A 20,896-nucleotide genomic window follows, 5' to 3' on the forward strand; every position below is an offset into this window, starting at 1 on the left:
CGGGGTATGTCTGTATTATGGTTTCTTCAACAGATAGCTTGTTGTTTTAAAAATAAAAATTAGTATATGAGATCTGGATTTACGATGTTCTGTGTGGTGTTAACCTTTTGCTGTAATGCTCAGCGTGAGCATAAGATAAATCCGGAGGTTCAGCCTTACATCGACACACTTTTTAAACAAATCGTGGATGTAGATCATTTCAGTGATAAGACTTTCCGGCGGGAAACTTATTATATCAATAAAATTCTTTCTATTGATAGTTTTGATAATTCCGCGAATTATATGAAAGCGCAAATCTTCGCTTATAATGGGGCGTATGACAGCGCTATCAATATTCTTTCCCGGCAAATAAAACATCATAACTGGCCTAATAACAGGATCTTTCGTTCTGCATTATATGATATTACCGGTGATTCAACTGCCGCTCTTGCCGATTACAAATATATACTCCGCGAAAATGAACGATTGTTGAAGACAAGCGATGAGGTGCAAAAAAGTCTGGGTTGCCTGTACCAGATAGCCTTAATGAAATTGTTAAGCGGAGAGAATAAAGGAAAGGTGCTGGTTGAATATGACAAGGCGTCCAAGCCATTTGACAGTATTGATACGCGGGCCCGAATTGCGGTTGTAAAAAAAGGAATCGTTTATTTTAATAAAGAACAATTCCTGGGCACCTATCGAACAGGAGGTGTGGGGCGCAAAAGATAAGGAATGATGAAAGCGACTTTCTGTTAGTTTTGCTGGCTATGAAAGCTTAATAAGTTGGGGTAAATGGTAACCGGCAATAGAAAAAACAGCTTCGGAATAATTTTTTTTAATGCACGAAATATAAGACTAACAACACTCTCCTCATTTCAGGGATACATTTTTTGAAGAACTGCATGCACACTGTATTTGGAAAGAATGTATTTATTTCTTTCCTTTACATCGTACAAAACCCATCCCTAAACCACCTTTAAAAAACACGGCCTTGTACACCAAACTAATTCGCGCGGCATGCCTGCTAGGTATGCCCGTATGTATGCCTGTATTGCTATACTCGCAGCTAACGCCGCATTCCGGTTCCTTAACGGGTAACCTGAAGGACGCTTTACATGCTGTTAGCGCTCCCCCTCTTTTCACCAGGAAAAAAATAGTAGATGTTAAGTCGCTTACTGTTGAAGGCAGCTATAACTATCTCCATGATACCTCGGGGCTGGCGCTGGGCAGTTTTAAGCAATTACAGGGTAGCTGGACATATGGCACTGCGTTAACCCTTTCCGTTGCAGAAATACCTTTCGATCTTGCCTTCAGGGCAAACAACGGTATTTATACAAACAATACCCCTTCGCTGAACGATCTCTCCCAGTTTAATTTTAACAAGGAGAAATACCTCGAAAGCATCCGCGCCCAGGTAAAGGATAAACTTGACCCTGCAACGCTTGCAAATGTTGCAAATAACAGGATCACCGCTATCCGCCGTAAGTACGAACAGGAGCTGAAGGCAGAGTTAAACAAACTGGAAGCGGGGTTGGGAAGAGGAACGGCCGGTAAGCTGGGGTTACCCGAAGGTGTTGCCAATCTTTCTGCTACTGATGAAAGCAGCCTGCAAACAGCACTCTTTAGCCCAAAACTCAGAGAGCAATATAAAGAAAGCAATGCTGCATTACAGCAGATGCTGCTCAGTAAAGACGCTGTTGCTTTGCAGTCTGACACCATGTTCAAAAAGCACAGCGCTACTGTAGAACACTATCAGGCGCTCGAAAAAGCATACAGTACAATTGTTAACTACAGGCACCGCTTCAGGGATAATAAACTGGTGAAAGAGCTGCAGGAAAGTCTTCCCGAGGGTGGCGATTATCAGGCGTATCTGCAACAGCCCGGTAACCTGGTAAAAACAGCAAAACAAAACTTTAGCCTTACGGGCCTGCAACGTTTTTTCACGAATGTTACACATCTTGATCTCGGACAAAATGCATTGAGCGGAAACGGGTCTGCTTTTTCTCCTGCCAACCTGGTGAACACAGGGCTCAACGCAGGATACCAAACCGATAAGGCGAGCTTTGGCTTTGTTCATGGTAAAAATAATAACAACAATAGCTGGCTTCAGAACGGCTTAACAAGCGCAGTTACCAACGAATACAACAGCATGACGGGCTTTACCGTTGGAACGGGATCGGCAAGTCCTGTAGATCAAACGATCGCAGTAAACCTATACAACGTACGTTCCAGCAATAACAACAATGGTTTGGGTAATCAGATGCTGTCAAATTACCTGCCTTCACCGTCTCATAGTACAGCGGTAGTATCCTTACATACCGGTTTGCAGTTGAAGGGTACGCATAAACTTGAATTAGACCTGTCTAAATCCTTTGGCAGTTTCCGTGAAGGAGCCTATTACGATAGCAGCAATGGTAAAAGCAGTTCTACCGGTTCTATTCTCGATGGAGGTTCCTCTAATTATGCTGCCAAGATCAACTATGAAGGAGATCTTTTCGAAACAGGGATCACAGCTTATGTGGGCAAGGTTGGACTCGCCTATAATAACCCGGGAAACTACCTGCTTCGCAGGGGAGAATCTCAAATGGGCCTGGCATTGAACAGGCAGTTCCTGAATAGAAAACTAACTGCGAAATACCAGTTCGATTACCGTTTGCAGCAGTTCGATCCTGGCAAAGCCTACAGTTATACCAGTATCTCCAACAAGTGGCAAACCGCGTATAAGTTCAGGCGGAACAACAAGCTTGGACTTACCTACCTTCAAACCAGTTACCGTTCTGTTTTGCAGAATGCAAGTGCATCGGCAGGTGGCAACACCCGCTGGCAACTGGATGGCGCTTACCAGGTAAAGCGCTGGCGTAAGACTATTATGAATAATACCAGCTTCAGCTGGCAGCGACTTAAAATGCCGCTGTTGGATGGCGGTTCATTTAATAACAGCTCCCTGCTGTTAACACATACCAGTTCTATACAATTGAAACAAAACCTGCTTTCGGTTTCTGTCGTATCCAATAACTCCAACAATAAAGACTATTATTTTAATACCTCTTTGTTCAGTACCGAGTGCAGTTATGCATATACCGTTCGCAAATATCTCCGCTTGTCTTCGGGCGTGGGTTACTATGCCAATGCGGGATGGAACAAACAATTAGGATATACCCAGCAATGCAGTGTTACGCTTAGTGAAAAATGGGATATCGATTTGCAGGGAGGATATAAAAAAGCAATACAGCAGCAAAGGGCTGAGCTCGCTAACCAGCTCTATCTTAATTCAAACATACGCTACCACTTTTAATCAAAGCATATGAAGCAGTTGAAAGTATTCCTGTTGATGATTTTCATAGGAAGCTATTGCAGCGCACAGGTGAATTTCGTTTTCCTGCCCGATGTAAATGCCCGTACAGTTGATGGCCTGGGTGTTTTCCAGGTGCAAAATCTCACAGGTAAACCTATTGCAGGTAATGTTATTATCATCGTCTCCGAACAGGCTACGTTGAAGTCGGGGGTGGTTGTTATTAAAACACCTCTTGTTACACTGCCTGCTGGGAATTCGGTGTTCCCGCGAAACAGTTTTGTGAATAGCAGTTTTTCATTCTCCAATAATGCGTACGCTTCCATAGTAAGTCAAACCCGCAATTTCCCTCCCGGCGAATACAACTTTTGTTTCCGGTTTAAGCCCGAAGACAAACAGGCCGACGAATCTGAAAACTGTTTCGACGGATCGGTTCAGCCGATGGTGCCTATAAGTCTTTTGAATCCTGCCGATAAGGATACCATTTGCCAGAAGCGTCCGGTGTTAAGCTGGCAGCCGCCAATGCCATTCACTTCTGCTATGCGTTTCAGATTGCTGCTGACCGAAAAAAAGAAAGGAGCATCGGTTATGAACCTGCTTGCCAATGCGCCATTGGTATTGTTGGATAATATTACCAGCACGACAGTTAGTTTTCCTTCTTTTGCCGCAGACCTGAAAGAAGGACACACTTATTGCTGGCAGGTGATTGCGTATCAGCAGGGTGTTATCATTTCGCGGTCTGAGATCTGGGAATTCACGGTACAGTGCACTGAAACGCCACCCAAAAGAACTGCTGATAGTTACAGAGAGCTTAAACAGCTGGTTAATGGTAATTATTACATCGCTAATCGCTACATCAGCTTCGCTTTCACAAATGCATATCGCCAGGAAAAGCTGAACTATCGCATTATAGATCTTACAAACGGACTCAAAGAAATAAAGAACACTCCGGATGTTTACCTGGTGCCGGGTCTCAATAAAATCGACATCGATATAACTGAATTAGGGCTTACGGTAGGACAGTCCTACGCCTTGAAAATAAAGCCGTTCAACGAACCTGAGCTGGAAGTGCGTTTTGTTTATAAAGATGCGGACCCTGTTAACAAGTAAAATAAATAGAATGAAGAAAATAGATAGAAACATCCTGTTTATTCTACCTGCTTGTATTGCACTTATCGGTAGTGCCTGTCATTCACCGGCTGCCGTAGCTAAAAAGGAGATACATATGGCCGAGATCGCGCAGGGCCAGGGCAGTAGCATCTATGTAGATCGCGTTCCCAACCGTTCCGTACTTAAAGAGCAATCTGCTGATAGTAGTTTCGATTTCTGTTGCTATCGCGTAGGATGGATCGATAGCGCTACATATACAAAAGATCAGGAAGCTAAATGGACGCAATATTTTAATTATGAAATGCAGTACGACTGGACAGTTGTATGCGAAGGCGATTCATTGTCTCCTGTCTTGTTTCAGCCCATTCCAGGTAGAAATAAGCAAACATCTGAAGGAGTGCTGGTTTTTGAAGTACCGAAGAACCAGCTGCCCGACACGCTCATTTTCAAAAACTCATACGGCTCTGATAAAGTAAATCAGCTGATTGTGTTAAACCCACATAAATAACCGGTAGTTATGTATAGTACTAACAAGAGATTTATTGCAGGTGCTTTTCTGTTGATATTAAGTTTACAGACATTCTGCCCCGGAGTGGCTTATGCATTAACATCAGGTCCCACCCAGCCCGAGATGGCCAAATTTCAGCCGGCAGGCGCCAGTGATATGGTGGACCTTTTTACAGGCGATTTTAAATATAATATTCCATTGATGGACGTTGGCGGATATCCGCTGAACCTGAGCTATCAGTCGGGTGCAGGCATTGAGGATGAAGCCAGTTGGGTGGGTGCCGGCTGGGTAATGAACCCTGGTTCTATCAGCAGATCGGTGCGAGGGTTGCCTGATGATTTTAGCGGTGATAAAGTTGAGAAGTATTATACGCGGAAAGCGTTTAAAAAGGTGAGCGCGGAGTTGGTTGTAAAGCCATCTGTATTGGCATGGGAATATGGTAAGATTGGCTTTAAAAGCAGTGTGTATAAAGATAACTATGATGGTATTGGGGCTTCTGTGGGGATTTCTATCGATGGTAAATCTTCCAGGGATGGCTCAACTGCTCTAACAGCAGGGCTTGAGCTTGATATCAATTCCGATGTTAGGGATGGATTGGATATTGCTCCTACATTTTCTCTGAGCCGTGCCAAGGACGATTTGGAGGGGCATCATTCGAGGGGTTTATCAGGAGGCTTTAAATATAATAACAGAGATGGATTAAAATATACAACGCTTGGGACAACCTATTCCGATGTTGCATATGGTACATCTAAACCCGACAACAAAGAATTGTCTTTTGTAAACTATTTTGGACAAACTTATACCCCTATCATCCCGGTTAACACTATTTCTTATTTGGTGAAACGTAGTGTAGATCTCGGGCCGTCTTTTTTTGGGGGCTACGTGGGTATAGGAGGAACAGGATATTATTATACGGAAAAAGTGGAAAATCCTTTAACAGCGTCTTCGGCTTATGGTTATATGTATCATCTTAGTGGAAGAAAGAAGCTGGATGCTTTAATTGATTTCAACAGAGAGAACGAAGCTACTTTTATTCAAAGTGCGCCGGCTATTCCCATTCCTGTTTCAACACATGATTTCTTTATGGCAACAGGGCAGGCGGGTTCACGCCAGTTTAGAGCACATTTTGCCGGAAACTACGTCACGTTCGATAAATTAAGCAAAACCACCTCTGCCGAAATAAGCGATGGTATGACTGCAGGATGGGGTAACTTGTTTAAAGTAGGGGGCAGGATCTCGCTTCAGGGCGCAAGGGCGGCTACCCAAAAATGGACCACAGATAACTACTTTCTGGAAAATGCTGAAAAGAATTTGACCTTACCTCATGATGAGCCGGTGTACTTCAAACAGGTGGGAGAATGTACTAAAATGGAAGAGTCGCTTTATGATAGCTTAGGCCGTGATAATACCTACAGGATATTAGGTTCAGATAAAGCATTGTCTAAAATATTCGTAGGGAAGAATCGCGAATATGTACCAACCAGGTTTATGAAAAGAACCACAGGGGTAAGAGATCTTCGTACAGATGTTGTAAGTTATCTTACAGCAGAACAGGCTGCGCTAAATGGATTTGATAAGAAAATAAGCTTTTACAATAAGGCGGGCGAAAAATATGATTCAAGCAGGGTGAGTGATTATAGGAAGCCTCACCACATCTCTGAAATTAGTGTTACCGATAAAGATGGTAAACGCATTATCTATGGTATACCTGTATATAATACGCAGCAAAGGGAATGTACTTTTTCAGTGCCCCCACCGGCAGATATGGATCAGGCCAGGCGTACCGGGCTTATTACGTATAATACAGATGGAACAGCGGCTGACAATCCAGTGCATAAATATGGGCGGGATGAAATGTCTTCTCGTGAAATAACACCTGCCTATACTACAGGCTTTCTTCTTACCGAAATCTTATCTCCGGATTATGTTGATAAAAAGGAAGACGGCATAACCGATGATGATGCAGGTAATGCCTATAAATTTAGCTATACCAAACTTGATAACAAATACTACTGGCGAACTCCAACCGGAACACCGGCTGCTGGCGCTAAATATGCAAACTATAATGAAGGTTTTATAAGTGACGCGTCCGACGATAAGGCCAGCTTTGTATATGGTGAAAGAGAAGTTTGGTACAATAAGTCTATTGAGAGTAAGAATATGATCGCCATTTTCGCAACTAGTGATCGCGAAGACGCCCTCGGTGTTGGAGGTGTGCATATGAATGCCTCCTCCAGAATGAAATTACAGAAGCTGGATAGTATTAAGCTTTACTTTAAATCAGAATATCTTAAAGATCCGGTTAATGCCAAACCTATTAAAACGGTCCATTTTGAATATGATTATTCAATCTGCCCCAACATGCCTAATAATTCCGGTATTGATCTCACTAATGGCAGCGGCGTTAATGCCAACCTGCTAAAGGGGAAGCTTACTTTAAAAAGGGTCTACTTTACGTTTGGAAACAATAAAAGAGGCCAGACTAATCCCTATGAGTTTGAATACGACATGCGATCGCTACATGACGGTTCCATACCGGGCGTAACACTTCTGGTAGAGGGCAATGATTATCGCTATGAAGGGGGCTATGCCAATAGGAGTACAGACCGCTGGGGTACTTATAAAAGAGATTACTACAATCCACAGGCAAATACAAACAGACTCTCCACGCTATATAATGCCGAGTATCCCTATACGCCGCAGGAAAACGATAACACGGATTTAGACGAAGTGACTGTTGCGAACAGGCTGGCCTCCAAATGGCAACTGAATAAAATAGTAACACCTCCGGGCACTGTTATCAATATTACCTATGAAGCCGATGATTATGCCTATGTTCAGAACCGTAGGGCAATGCAGATGTGTAGAATCAAAGAACTCCAGAAAGATGGAGCTCCAAGTGGATTGATAGGTGCTAATCAGATTGTTGTGGAACTCCCGAAAGCCCTGCCTGATGTAACACCAGAGGCATTTTTGAAAACATATCTCCAGGGGCAGTCTAATATTTTCTTTAAAGCCTTTGTAGATCTCGATAATCGTGGACACGCTGAATATGTTCATGGTTATGCGGAACTGGATCTTACTAAGTGCAGTGTTATCAATAGCACTTCTGCCAGAATTGGTTTGAAAATGATTGATGGCGTTAGTCCCCTCACCAACGCTGCATGGCAAATGTTAAGAACTGACCTGAAAAAATATGCATACGATAATTACAGTAACACGGATATTGGCGATATCGAGGCAGCTATACGGGCGATGATCCAGGCCCAGATTAACTTTATCAAAGCTTTTCAGTCTTTTAATGGATTGGCAAAGAATAGAAAATTTGGTGACAAGATTAATTTCTTTAAAAGTTTTGTACGCCTGCAAAATCCAGATGGCAAAAAGAAAGGTGGAGGAGCCAGGGTAAAACAGATCATGATTTCTGATGAATGGAATGCCATGTCTCTGAACCAGAAAAAAGCTACTTATGGACAGGAATATGTGTATACTACGCTTAATAAAGATGGAGCGACAATATCCAGTGGTGTAGCTTCTTACGAACCTGCTATAGGAAACGAAGAAAACCCTTTCCATGAGCCTTTGAATTATGCCGAAAAGGTGTATTGGACAAACGATAGATACCATTATATCGAAAAGCCTTTCTGTGAAAGCTTCTTTCCCGCACCACAGGTAGGATATAGTAAAGTAAAAGTTATTGACTTTGGTGTTGATAATGAGCAGAGTTCAGGTTATGCGGTACATGAGTTTTATACAGCAAAAGACTTCCCAACGCTGGTAGACTATACATCATTGGCGCAGAGGGCTTATGAAAACAGTATGATTATTCAATTGTTTACCTCCATATCTGTAAAAAGAGTACAAACCTCGCAAGGGTTTAAAGTGGATTTGAACGATATGCATGGCAAACCCAGATCTGCCACCATTTATAATAAGAATGGCGAAAAAATAGCTTCTACCGAGTATTTCTATAATGTAAAGGATGAAAATGCAGAGTTGAAGGAGTTGGATAACACGGTGAGCGTGTTAAATGAAAATGGGGGTATAGAAGAGAAGATTCTCGCTACAGATATGGATATCGCTACTGATCTCAGGGATAGTGATTCCGAAAAAATAGGTTTTGGAATCGCTCCATATGCGGGGGCGCTGTCGGCAGCTTTCTTCCCCTTGCCTTATGGCTCCTATCGTATGACGCCGAGCAGATCTGCAAATACTTATCGCTCAGCTAGTATGGTAAAAGTGATTCATCGATATGGGCTCGTAAAACGTGTTCGCACTATGCAGCATGGCTCCTATACCGAAGCAGAAAACATGCTTTGGGATGGACAGACGGGGCAGGTTGTACTAACAAAGAACCAGAATGAGTTTAATTACAATACTTATGCATTTACCTATCCTGCATGGATGATTAAAGATTATGAAACGATGGGAGGTGCCTATAAAAACCTGGGTATTGTTCTTCGGGATTTGTCTTCCGATCCATCTGGAATAATTCAAAACTATCTCTCCTTCCTGAACCCAGGAGATGAATTAGGAGATATGTCCGGATCTGCTACCAGCCAGAGGGCATGGGTGATTAAGGATGATGAGGGTAAATATAGACTGATAGATAAAAATGGGGAATGGATTCGGGCTAATAATGTGACATATATAATATTACGCTCAGGCAAGAGAAATATGTTGAATGCGTCTGCGGGGACAGTCGTTTGTATGAACAACCCCATCTTTAATGGTACACTCAACCTGGGCGTCGACCGCAGGATACTGGAAGCCAAAATGCTCGAATACGGTCAGGTATGGGGCGCTCCCATCAAAAATAAATACGAGCCTTATAACGGTACGGCCAGAAGTTCGTGGGGAGGATGTGTTGACCCCGTAAATAGGGTCATAAACCCATATTATGAAGGCATACTGGGCAATTGGAGGCCTAAGGCAGATTATGTTTATGTCACTAATCGCGTTCATCGACAAAGCCAGTCTACACTTGCAGGGAGTACCGATATCCGTAACTCAGGATTTTATCAGGATTACTCATTGTTCTGGCTTCGTGAAACTACCGGAGCTTTAAATAAGTTTATTAAAAATCCGGATCTGGCAGCATCCAAATGGGTTGCTAATAATACGTCTATTTATTACGATCAGAAAGGTAATGAAATAGAAAGTAAAGATCCTTTGAATCGTTATGGTGCCGTTTTGTATGGATACCAGCAATCGGCAGCTATTGCAATAGCTGCAAATGCGCGCCATAACGAAATAGCCTTTGACGGTTTTGAAGATTACAATTACAGCTCAGGCGTCATTGATACTTGCCCAATGCAAAAGCATTTTGATTGGGAGTTGAGTAATGTAAACGGTAACTGTAGCTCTTCAGTCTGTCTAAGTGGCTTGCGGGCACATACAGGTAAATACAGTCTTCAGTTAAATGGAGGCTTCGGTATTACAAAAGCACAAGGATCGGGTGTAGAGCCTAATGCTATCTTCTCTCTCTTAGGAGGAAAGTACACACTTACCAATAATGAACTGGCTAAAGGATTTGGAACAGTTCCACAGAAGGAATACCTCCTTAGTATGTGGGTGTACGATGGACAGCCTGCTTCTGGGTTGCTGACGAAGCTTTCAATCTCCGTAAACGGCGAGCCTTACGCAAATCAAAGTCTGCTTCCTGTAGTAGAAGGATGGAAAAAGGTAGATATCAGGTTTACGGCCGAAAACCAGTTTTCGCTCGCACTTAACTCTAGTGGTACTGTTTATATCGATGACTTCAGGATCCAACCTGTCGATGGACAGATAAGTACATATGCCTACGATGCCAGGAATATGAGACTGATGGCGCAACTGGACGAAAACAACTATGCTACCTTCTATGAATACGACGACGAGGGTACTCCCATAAGAGTAAAAAAGGAGACAGAGCGCGGTATAGTAACATTAAAGGAAACAAGACAGTTTTTGAAAACCAGATAAAATAGATCTATGCGTGATCGTAAAAATATAATGATGATCTGCTGTGCCTTAATTACAGCCATAGCGCTGTCGGCATTGGCAGCAAAAAAACAATGGATCAGCTTTGGTGCCGCCGGTCAGCAAAGTCTTCCGGCTGCTGCTGAAGAGTATAAAAAACTTTTCTCTACCTTTTTATTGGAAGATTCATTGATGCACGTCGAGGGACAGATAGAGCTATTCGATGCGCAAAAGCCGGAAGTAATTAAAGAAACACTGCCATTCTCCTACGCTAAAAATGGGAATGGATTGATTGAAACGCTTGGCGGCATGCAAACTATCTCAAATGGCCATCTCGTTCTGCAGCTCGATACTGTCAATCATTACATTATGCTCGGCCTGCAGAGCGATACAACGCTCGCTGCACTAAAAGCTAATTGTTTCCCCTTGAAACAGTTGGTTAATGATGATTCCGCTAATTATAAAATATGGGTAACTACAGCTGCAGAGCCTGCGCAACGGCGCCTTATATTGATGAATGCGTTAACCCCTGAAATAAAAGAATATCGTATTAATTACGATACGGCTTCTTACCACATTCAGTACTGCGAAATTGAATGGTGGAAGAATCCAGCGGCAAGCGCTAATGGTTCAGGAACGGAGCAAACCTTGATCACTAAAACCTATTACAGGTATTTACCCGCTCTGAGGTTTAACCCTGAAGAGGAAATGAAGAAGATCATAACGCTGAAAGATAACACCCTGCAACCGGCAAAAGCCTATCAATCCTATAAGCTGTACGCCGATAATTAATCTTAAGAAAGCCCTTTTATGACACCAAGGTATAGTATAAAACATTCAGTCCTGCTGTTGCTCTTTATGATCTTGCCTGCGGCCATGTTGTTCGCCGCAAGTGAATCATATATTCAAACCTTAAGCGGTAAAATAAAGCAAGGTGACTCTTGTGTCGTTGTCGACGATAAGTTCCTCCATATGCCACTCGATCAGTGGAACCAGGTTAGGAATTTGTCTGTGCGTAATATCATTTCTTTTGAACTGCGTCAGGATACGAATTTTTATTACCAGGTGAAGCCTTTTACCTGTAACCTTTCCCTTTCTATAAGGTATTACACTTCCAGAGACCAGGTGCAACCTACCGTGATTGATGATGTAAACCTGGCTGTCAGGTACGATACTGCAACAGGTTCGTTTTATCCTTTAACAGATTACTACAAGTTTAACAATGCATTCAAAGTTGTAGTAATTGTAAAGTCTATCTCTTCTCCTGAATGGGGCAGCCAGCTCCCATCCATCTTCAGGATCAATAGCCAGATTATTGTTGATAGAAACTATCCTTTTAATCCTGTTTGGGATGGTCTTATAAGCATAGGTAAAACTGCTTCAAAAATAACTGTCAGCTGGCCGCTTTGGACTTCCGGAGAGCCGGGGACAGGCCAGCAAAATACCATATATGATGAATATGACCTGGAATGGGCATTTATAGACGAGAAAAGCGAAGAAGGGATGATGTTGCTGAATTCATTCGGCGACAATGAACAACCGTTTCATATCCTGTCGTCATTGCCGGAAGAATGGATGCGCAATAATGCAACACGGGTAACAATACCAACTACCCATTACACTATAAATATACCTTATCCCCGTGGTTATGTATTCTTTAGGATAAGAGGCGTATCGCACAGCGATCCTACAAATCCGATACTTAGGTTCGAAAGCAACTGGGTTTATGAAAGTCGCAACGAATCCAATGTAGTAAAAACACTGGCAGTTCGTATTAAAGATGAGGCACAGCGCCAGGTAATGAACTGGTCGTACACAGGTTCCTTTGCCGAAGAGGGCAAACGCAAAGAAGTAATAGCTTATCACGATGCTTCTCTCCGGAATCGCCAGACTGTAACCATCAATAATAGCGATGATATTGCTGTTGCTGCTGAAACAATCTATGATAAAATGGGGAGGGCTGCCTTGCAGATTCTGCCGGCGCCTCTGAAAAGCAACAGGTTCGACTATTACGATAATATAAACATGAATGAGGCTAATGAGCCTTACAACTATACTAATATTAAGCCCATCTCTACCGATATCGTTGCTTGCGGTATCGATGCAGATCCTTTGCGGAATAGTATAGGCGGGCAGAACGATCCTGGAGGAGCTTCTGTATATTATTCGCCTAATAACTTGTTTTTACCTAACTCCGAAACAACAGACCATTTCTTTACAAAGTACATTCCTGACGCAGACAAGAAACCTTTTGCCCTTACTGAATATACTCCCGATAATACAGGCCGCATCCGTCGGCAGGGTGGTGTAGGTTCCGAATTCCAGATTGGGAAAGGACACGCAACTTCTTATTACTATGGTAAGCCGCTCCAGGAAGATCTAGACAGGCTTTTCGGTACGGAAGCAGGCATCGCTTCCCATTATCTTAAAACCATGGTTGTGGATGCTAATGGTCAGGCTTCTGTTAGTTATACCGATGCATCAGGAAAAACAATAGCTACTGCTTTGGCAGGGGAGGCGCCTCAGACGCTCGATGCATTGCCGTCTGCTCAGTCACAAAACATACAAAGCCGCATTTTAATCAGACCTGCCGATTTTCAAAAAGATGCTGCAGCTTTGCAAACAATAGCTACTGCTACATTCCTTGCTCAGAAAATCAGCGGCACCAGTTCAGGTTATAAACTGCACTACAGTGTAAGTCCGGCGTTTATTAAAACTGCGCCAGCGAATGCCCCGGCTTTTTGTAGTAATTGTTTTTATGAATTGTTGATAGAGGTGAAAGATGCTTGTGGTATTCCAGTCGGCAGCGCTACGAGCCAGCCTTTCAGCGGAAACGATATTGTTTGTGGAACTGCTACTCAGGATATTACTGACTCCTTTTCAGTAGATGTGCATGAAACAGGAGAGTATTATGTGACTTATAAACTGAAATTAAGCGACGCACAGATCCAATTCCACGAAGACTATTACATTCAGAATAATAAAGACCTTAAAACCCAATATACTTTTCTCATCGATGAGTTGAATCATTCCGATATCGCATCTTGCTATTCCGAGTGTTCCACCTGTATAGAAAAGCTTGGTACCAAAGAACAGTTTACTGCTAAAATGAAAGCCCTGCTTACACAGCAGAAAGAGCAGAAATTTCCTGGCGAGAACTTTAGCTTCGACGCTCCCGAAATAACAAGCTGGATAAGCAATACATACGATCAGCTGAATAGTGCATGCCAGAATATGCAGGCTTCCTGTCGAGCCACATTCCCTTGCGCAGATAGACTTGCATTGATGAAAATTGATGTGTCGCCTGGTGGGCAATATGCACTGTACGATAGCGCCACTCTTGTACCCACTGATCGCGATGTCAATGTAATGTTACATTACAAAGACTCGGATTTTCCCGACTTGGCCTTCGAAAATGAAGATGGCGTACAAGTGTCTATAAAAACGCTTTCCGAAAGCGAATTTGTTGCTGCTTATATTGTACATCCCGAATGGGCTGATGAATTTGCAAAGTATCACATAGAGTATTGCGGCTATCTCTGGTGTATGAGTAATTCCTATGTCTATGACTTTGAAGATCTCATTAGTAACGTAGTGTCCACAGGTACACAGGCCGTACAGAAAGGGCTTTATAACAGAAATGATATCTATACCCTCCTGAATAAAGATCCCTTATTTAGTGCAGGTAATATTGGCTTTACCTATAAGACACCAATGCAGAATGATTTGGCAGCGTTTTCAAATGCATTGAATTTTTATGTAAAAAATGCCTCAGGTACAACACTCCCTGGAAAAAATATCCTGCAGCTTGTCGATTGGGCTTTGTATTGCAAACCTGCTACTGCTTCCGAAGATGCTGCTGCAGGGTGGCAGAACTGCGCACCTGCCGACGAATGTCGTTCTGTAACCCGCGAATGGGAAATGTATCGCAACTTCTACCTCCAGGTGCGAGGCAAATACGTCAATCGCCTGAAAAAGGATGCCGGATGTGAAAACTGCTTTATAGGCACGGATGGTACATCTCAGCTTTCCGGGAATTGTAGCGATGCACCGGGACAGGGACCAGCTACACCGGTTCCCTGCCCTTCTGTGGCTGAATTCGCACGCCGGGGAGCTAATTATGTTTATTTACAATTGGGGAATACGTCCAGGGAAAGTGAGGATGTTTATTTTGGATATACAGGTGGAGCATTGGGGCGCGATGTAGTACTCCTTGTCGATGAATACTATGCTAACGAGGGGTGGACCGCCGTTCCCACCCGTCATGAAATACCAATACCGGCTGGTCAGCAGGAAGCTTACGTAGGAACGGATATGTTATACATAAATCTGGGCTCACCTGAGGGCGATCCGGAATCTTTCGAAGAAAGAAAGTTTCTGTTGGCTGGTATCTATTGCGGCGAAACTGTTGTAAGCGGCTCTTCAACGCTTTGTAAGGATAATCCCAATTATCCCCGTTATAAGAATAAACGGCGCGTCTTCTTCGATTATGTAGACCTTTCTCCGTTGTTGAATTGCGCTGCAAGTCAGAGTAGTAACGCTGATCAGGTAGCAAGAACAGAAACTTTAAAGAACCTGCAGGCAGACACAGTTAACTGGCGTGTTACGCTCGACGCAGCCATTGCAGATGAATTTGCTGGTAATGCGCAGGCCATGGCAGTTTTAACCAAAGAAAAGCTGAATGAGCTTATCACAAAATTATATGCGGTATCGGCAAGATATATTACAGCATCGCCTGTGAGCGAAATAAAACTCGTAAGTACACTGCCGGCTGGTATGGCCGCTTCTGAATATAATCATCGCTCATTCAGGGAGGTGTTTGTAGCAACTGTTGGACAGTCGCTGGTGAACATCGGCTTTAACGAAAGCCTGCTTGCTTCTCCATACCCTTATGACAAACAACCGGTGGTCGCCAATCCCAATATCGGTGAAGTGACAGCGGATATATGTGCTAACATAGCAGCCTTCAGAGTTAAATGGGTGAACGCTGGTTCGCCGGGTACGTTCCATAAATATCTTAAGGAGCTGCTTACATACGATTATGTGCTTACAGAGGCAGAATTGCAGGACCTGGAAAGTAAGTGTGCCGCTTCTTGCCGCGTTCGCATGTTGAATAATCCCGTTCTCTTGCCGGTAGCTTTCCTGAAGGCGCCGTCTGCAACCATCAATTGCGATGAAGTGACGGCAGGGGTGAATGCGTTTACCCAGGATAACCCGGGCGTAGCCGTTGATACAAGGCTGTATAGGGTACTGCTTACAAATTATCTGAACCACCGTTGGGGGTATACGTTGTCTTTTGATGAATACCTGGCATTTAGAGAACGGGACTGTCTCACTGCGGGTGCAGAACTTTATAACAAACCGGCTAGTGCTTCACCCGAAGTTGATGATTGGGCTTGTACAAATGGCATAATAAAAGAGGCTTGCACAACAGCAGGTTTGGAGTATGAGAAATATATCATTGCAGAAAGAATAAAATTCAGGAATAATTACATCTCTGTTTGTTTAGCCAATAAAGCCGGCGCAAAACTGAAGTTTACTCCAAAAGAATATCATTATACCCTTTATTACTACGACCAGGCAGGTAACCTTGTCAAAACAATTCCTCCCGAAGGCGTAAGTTTCCTTGAAGGTGAAGATTTGGCCCAGGTAGAGACCTTCCGCGGCGATAATCCTGAAGTTTGCCTGGAGTACAATGGCCCTACTGTTGAAGATAAAAATGCGACGTTGAACAACGTTAGCGCGCAACTCTTAGCAGGAGCGGGCAAAGGCATTGAATTTTGGCTGTACCATCAGAATAACGAAAACTTTACCCGTCACGTACGCTTCATCACTCCGGACAAGAAGTTCTTTTATCAGTTGGCGATTCGCGATAACAAGATCTGGGCCGAGTTGTATTCGATGCAACCCGATGGTGCTGGCGATATTATTGTTACTGAGAGTAACCATGCTTACGCTGATTTAAGTGGACTGCCGCGTCCTTTGCAAAGCTGGACACATGTAGTGTTACAATCTGTCAGCAATACATTATCTACCGGCGATGACCTTCAGTTATATGTTGATGGAGAAAAGCTTAATACGATAAGTACTTCTCCATCCGTGCCCGGTTATCCTTTCGATTGGGGTATAGAAGCGGCATTGTCGGATGCGGCAATGGTCTTGCCTGCCCAGGAGCTGGTATCTCTAAAACAGTTACGTTTGTACAGAAGGCCTGCTACGGATGCCGAGGTCTGGGCGAACTACAAAAATCCTTGCCTCACGCCGCGTGATCTTTTGGCTCAATGGGCATCTGCCAACCCAACTAATGTTCAAACGAATCCATTAACAGTTTGGGGGCGTTTCAATATCCCTGCGGTGGAAAGCGAAACTACCGTAGGTGGTACGATAGAATGGGCCGGCCGGACAATTCTTCCGAAACATGGGCTGCCTACAGTTTATCAATACAACAGCCTGAATCAGGTTGTAAAACAAACCACTCCGGATGCCGGCATCTCTGAATTCTATTACGATAGAGTAGCCCGTTTGGTTGCCTCTCAGAATGCCGAACAAAAAAATCCTGTTGGGGGCGGTACAGCTGATAATCCTGCCAATAGGTTTAGCTATACTGTATACGATAAGCTGGGCAGAATTACCGAGGTAGGTGAAAGAAGTGGTACCTCTATAGCTATGTCTACCGATGTAGCGCGGGATTCAACAAGTCTTTATAATTGGCTGAATCAAGGCGTCTGCCGCCAGGTTACCCTGACGGCGTATGATGAAAAGCCCTTCTGGGCTCCGGCTGATCTTACTTTGAAAAACCTACGTAAACGTGTTGTTGCGACAGCTTTATTGTCTTCCGGAACTAACGGCAATATTAACAGGGAGGCAGCAACCTATTACAGCTATGATGCCATTGGTAATGTAGATATTCTTCACCAGGAAAACAAACAACTCGCCCAGCAGGAAAAGCAGTTCTTTCCAGCCAGTACAGGACTGAAAAAAATCGTTTATGACTATGACCTGGTAAGTGGTAAAGTAAACAAAGTAAAATATCAGGACGGGAAATATGATCAGTTCTACTATAGCTACCGCTACGATGCCGAAAACCGTCTGATCGAAGCTTTGTCTGGCCGTGATCTGGATGTGCTTTCCAGCGATGCCAGGTACACCTATTATCTCCATGGCCCGCTGGCGCGTATGGAACTAGGCAAAAATCAGGTACAGGGTGTTGACTATGCTTACACATTGCAAGGGTGGCTGAAAGGTGTAAATGGTCAATTCCTGGATGCAACTAAAGACATGGGAGGCGATGGTTATTCCACCATGCACCACGACGTTGCAAAAGATGCGATAGCGTTTACCCTCGGTTATTATGCGAATGATTATAACCCGATCGGCTTAAATGCGTCCACGCCCGCCTTTGCCAAGTCCTACAGTCATCCGCTGCCAACCGCCGCAGAAGAATCTGGCAAAGAACTGTATAATGGTAACATTAGCTACAGCACCTATGCCTATTCGCATCTACCTCAGGCCAGCAGTGGTTCTGTTGTTGGTAATAGTTATCGTTACGATCAGTTGAACAGGTTAATATTAGCCAACAGGCATAACAACCTGACAAACGATAATAGCGCATGGAGTAATAATGCGATTAGTGATGAATATAAAGAAAAGCTCACCTACGATGCCAATGGCAATATCCTGACATTAAAAAGGACTGCGCCAGCAACAGGCGTCGATAAGCTGATGGACAACCTTACCTACAAATACAATGTAGATAACAATGGTAAGCTTGTAAACAACCGGCTCAGGCATGTTGAAGACACTGTTGATTCGTCTAAATTTGCAGAAGATATCGACGGTCAGACTGCCGATCATTACAAATATGATAACATCGGCAATCTGGTAAATGAAGGTAGCGACACGATCAAATGGAATGTCTATGGAAAGATTGCCAGTGTGTACAAATCCGGAAATAAGAGGATTTCTTATAGCTATGATCCTGGAGGAAACCGTATCACCAAGGATGTAGACAATGTAAACACCTACTATGTTCGTGACGCTCAGGGCAATGTATTGGGCGTATACCTGAAAACCGCTACCAATTGGGAGTGGAAAGAGCAGCATCTTTATGGTAGCAGCCGTCTTGGAATATTAACTCCCAAACTTGTTGTAAATTCATCAACGTCTGATAGCTATTCCGGTCCCGGCTCAACAGAATACGTAGGCAACAGGCTCTTTGAATTAACCAATCATTTGGAGAATGTGCTGGCGACGGTGTCGGATAAAAAGATGCTAGATGGAGGCGGAGAAGGGTGCTATAGAGCGGATGTGGTGAGTGCTCAGGACTATTATCCTTTTGGGATGCTTATGCCTGGGAGGAGTTACAATGCTGGAGGATATAGGTATGGGTTTAATGGGAAGGAGAATGATAATGAAGTGAAGGGAGAGGGAAATCAGCAGGATTATGGGATGAGGATTTATGATCCTAGGCTGGGAAGATTTTTGAGTGTGGATCCATTGACGAGAGAATATTCGCACTATACCCCATATCAGTTCGCTGGCAATATGCCTGTTTGGGCTACGGATTTGGATGGATTAGAGGAGTATTATTATAATCTTACTTTTGATAAGCAAGGACAAGCTCATCTTCAACTAACTAAGACTGTAACCGAAAAGTCTTTTCTATGGTGGAAATGGACTCCATTGGAAAAGAAGATTATAAGCTATAATGGCGATACATATGAATTTACAGCTGGTGGAAATAGTGTGTCCCCAGTAACTGATTTAGGGGCTAATTCGTTTGCCAATCTGGATCAATTCATGCAAGGTGCTTACGGTAAGTGGAAATTTGAGTCTGTTTTTTACAGTACATGGGCGAAAGCTCTATCAGATATTTCTGTATATGCAGAAGGAGCTGCTGACGATGTTGCTATTGGTAGGTCGCTCGGGGCAGCTAATAAAGCAACTCCTGAAGGCAATGCTAATAGGCCAACTATTGCTGCGAATGGAGGTAGTAGTGAGGCTGTGGCTTCCAATAAAGCCTCAGGTCCTAGTAATACGACTCTTCAACAAAGAGCAAATGAAATCCATTCTGCTTTACCTGAAGCTACACAGAGAAGGACGACGACAGCAGTTGCCGAAGCAAGAAACGCAGATGGTTCGCCTGTGACATTGGTTGCGTCTAGTGAGAAGGTGCTTCGTCCTGCTCAAAGACGTATACTCCAACCGGGAGAGGTCTCCGTGAAGGGGAATGGGCATGCAGAAGCCACCATAATGAACCACGCTAGTCAGAATGGAATAGAAGTGAAAAATGTCGCGGCAAGCAGACCTATTTGTCCCAATTGTGCTGAATCTATTAATAACGGCGGAGCTAGGCCTGCTAGTCCTTTAAAACGACCTCCGCCAATTAGTTCAGATCTACCGGGAGCTGCTCAACGATAGACAATGGGTAATTAATTTTTTAAATTAAGATTGCCATTGAAACCCTGTAATTGTAACAGGGTTTCAATGTCTGTTTTATTTATGTTTTCTATTTTTTCTAGATATAATATGATGCCTTTCTGAATATCCAACTCTTTAATCATTAGTGGATCTCGCAATATTTTTTCTTCAAATTCTGGGTCAGCGTTGTAATCCATTTTATTTTTCTCTTGTATGTACATATCTATGGAATCAGTCGCGAAAGTTGATATATCACTAAGCCTTAGTGGATTTTTGTCTAAAATAAACTCAAGAGCTTCAGAAACTGATGTGCAAGCATCTAATGCTGAAGATGCTAAAACTGTATTAAAATGCTCGGGGAAAGGGGTTATTGTGTCTAAGGATTTTATAAGATTATGTGTGATGTTTTTGGGGAACTTGGCAAATATATTGGCGTATACATGATTAATTGCTGTTCTAAGTATTTGGGGTGCTCCAAAATTAAAATGGATGGAGAAATATTCATAATTGGGATAAAGTCGCTCACATGTTAAATATGCGAAGGCTAATTGCTTAGAGTAGCTTAATTGACTTATTGAGGCCATATGATTCGTCTTTGTTTACGTGTAAACTGCAATGTTGCT

8 protein-coding genes are annotated in these 20,896 nt (G+C 43.3%); 7 read left to right on the forward strand and 1 reads right to left on the reverse strand.

The window, feature by feature from the left end; translation table 11 throughout:
• Positions 1-66 precede the first annotated feature (66 nt).
• The 7 genes from ESB13_RS00075 to ESB13_RS00105 all read left to right on the forward strand — a co-directional run bounded on the left by ESB13_RS00075 (position 67) and on the right by ESB13_RS00105 (position 20,273).
• Complete coding sequence (locus ESB13_RS00075; protein ID WP_129001014.1) at positions 67-708, forward strand: tetratricopeptide repeat protein; 642 nt, start codon at positions 67-69, stop codon at positions 706-708.
• Between the two features lie 313 nt (positions 709-1,021).
• Positions 1,022-3,274 (forward strand): hypothetical protein, encoded by a 2,253-nt coding sequence (locus tag ESB13_RS00080; protein ID WP_129001015.1) that lies wholly within the window; start codon positions 1,022-1,024, stop codon positions 3,272-3,274.
• 9 nt (positions 3,275-3,283) lie between these two features.
• The gene (locus tag ESB13_RS00085; RefSeq protein WP_129001016.1) at positions 3,284-4,381 is read left to right on the forward strand and encodes a hypothetical protein; all 1,098 of its coding nucleotides are present in this window, start codon (positions 3,284-3,286) and stop codon (positions 4,379-4,381) included.
• Positions 4,382-4,391: 10 nt separating this feature from the next.
• Positions 4,392-4,889 (forward strand): hypothetical protein, encoded by a 498-nt coding sequence (locus tag ESB13_RS00090; protein ID WP_129001017.1) that lies wholly within the window; start codon positions 4,392-4,394, stop codon positions 4,887-4,889.
• 9 nt (positions 4,890-4,898) lie between these two features.
• A complete protein-coding gene (locus ESB13_RS00095; protein WP_129001018.1) occupies positions 4,899-10,856 on the forward strand; it encodes a hypothetical protein in 5,958 nt (1,985 codons plus the stop codon).
• A gap of 9 nt (positions 10,857-10,865) precedes the next feature.
• Positions 10,866-11,645: a hypothetical protein gene (locus ESB13_RS00100; RefSeq protein WP_129001019.1), complete on the forward strand. Its 780-nt coding sequence runs from the start codon at positions 10,866-10,868 to the stop codon at positions 11,643-11,645.
• Between the two features lie 18 nt (positions 11,646-11,663).
• Positions 11,664-20,273: an RHS repeat domain-containing protein gene (locus ESB13_RS00105; RefSeq protein ID WP_129001020.1), complete on the forward strand. Its 8,610-nt coding sequence runs from the start codon at positions 11,664-11,666 to the stop codon at positions 20,271-20,273.
• An 11-nt stretch (positions 20,274-20,284) separates the two neighbouring features.
• On the opposite strand, the gene ESB13_RS00110 is transcribed toward ESB13_RS00105, so the two are convergent.
• A complete protein-coding gene (locus tag ESB13_RS00110; protein WP_129001021.1) occupies positions 20,285-20,857 on the reverse strand; it encodes a DUF416 family protein in 573 nt (190 codons plus the stop codon).
• Between the last annotated feature and the right edge of the window lie 39 nt (positions 20,858-20,896).

It is taken from the genome of Filimonas effusa, assembly GCF_004118675.1.
GTDB classification, from domain to species: Bacteria; Bacteroidota; Bacteroidia; order Chitinophagales; family Chitinophagaceae; genus Filimonas; species Filimonas effusa.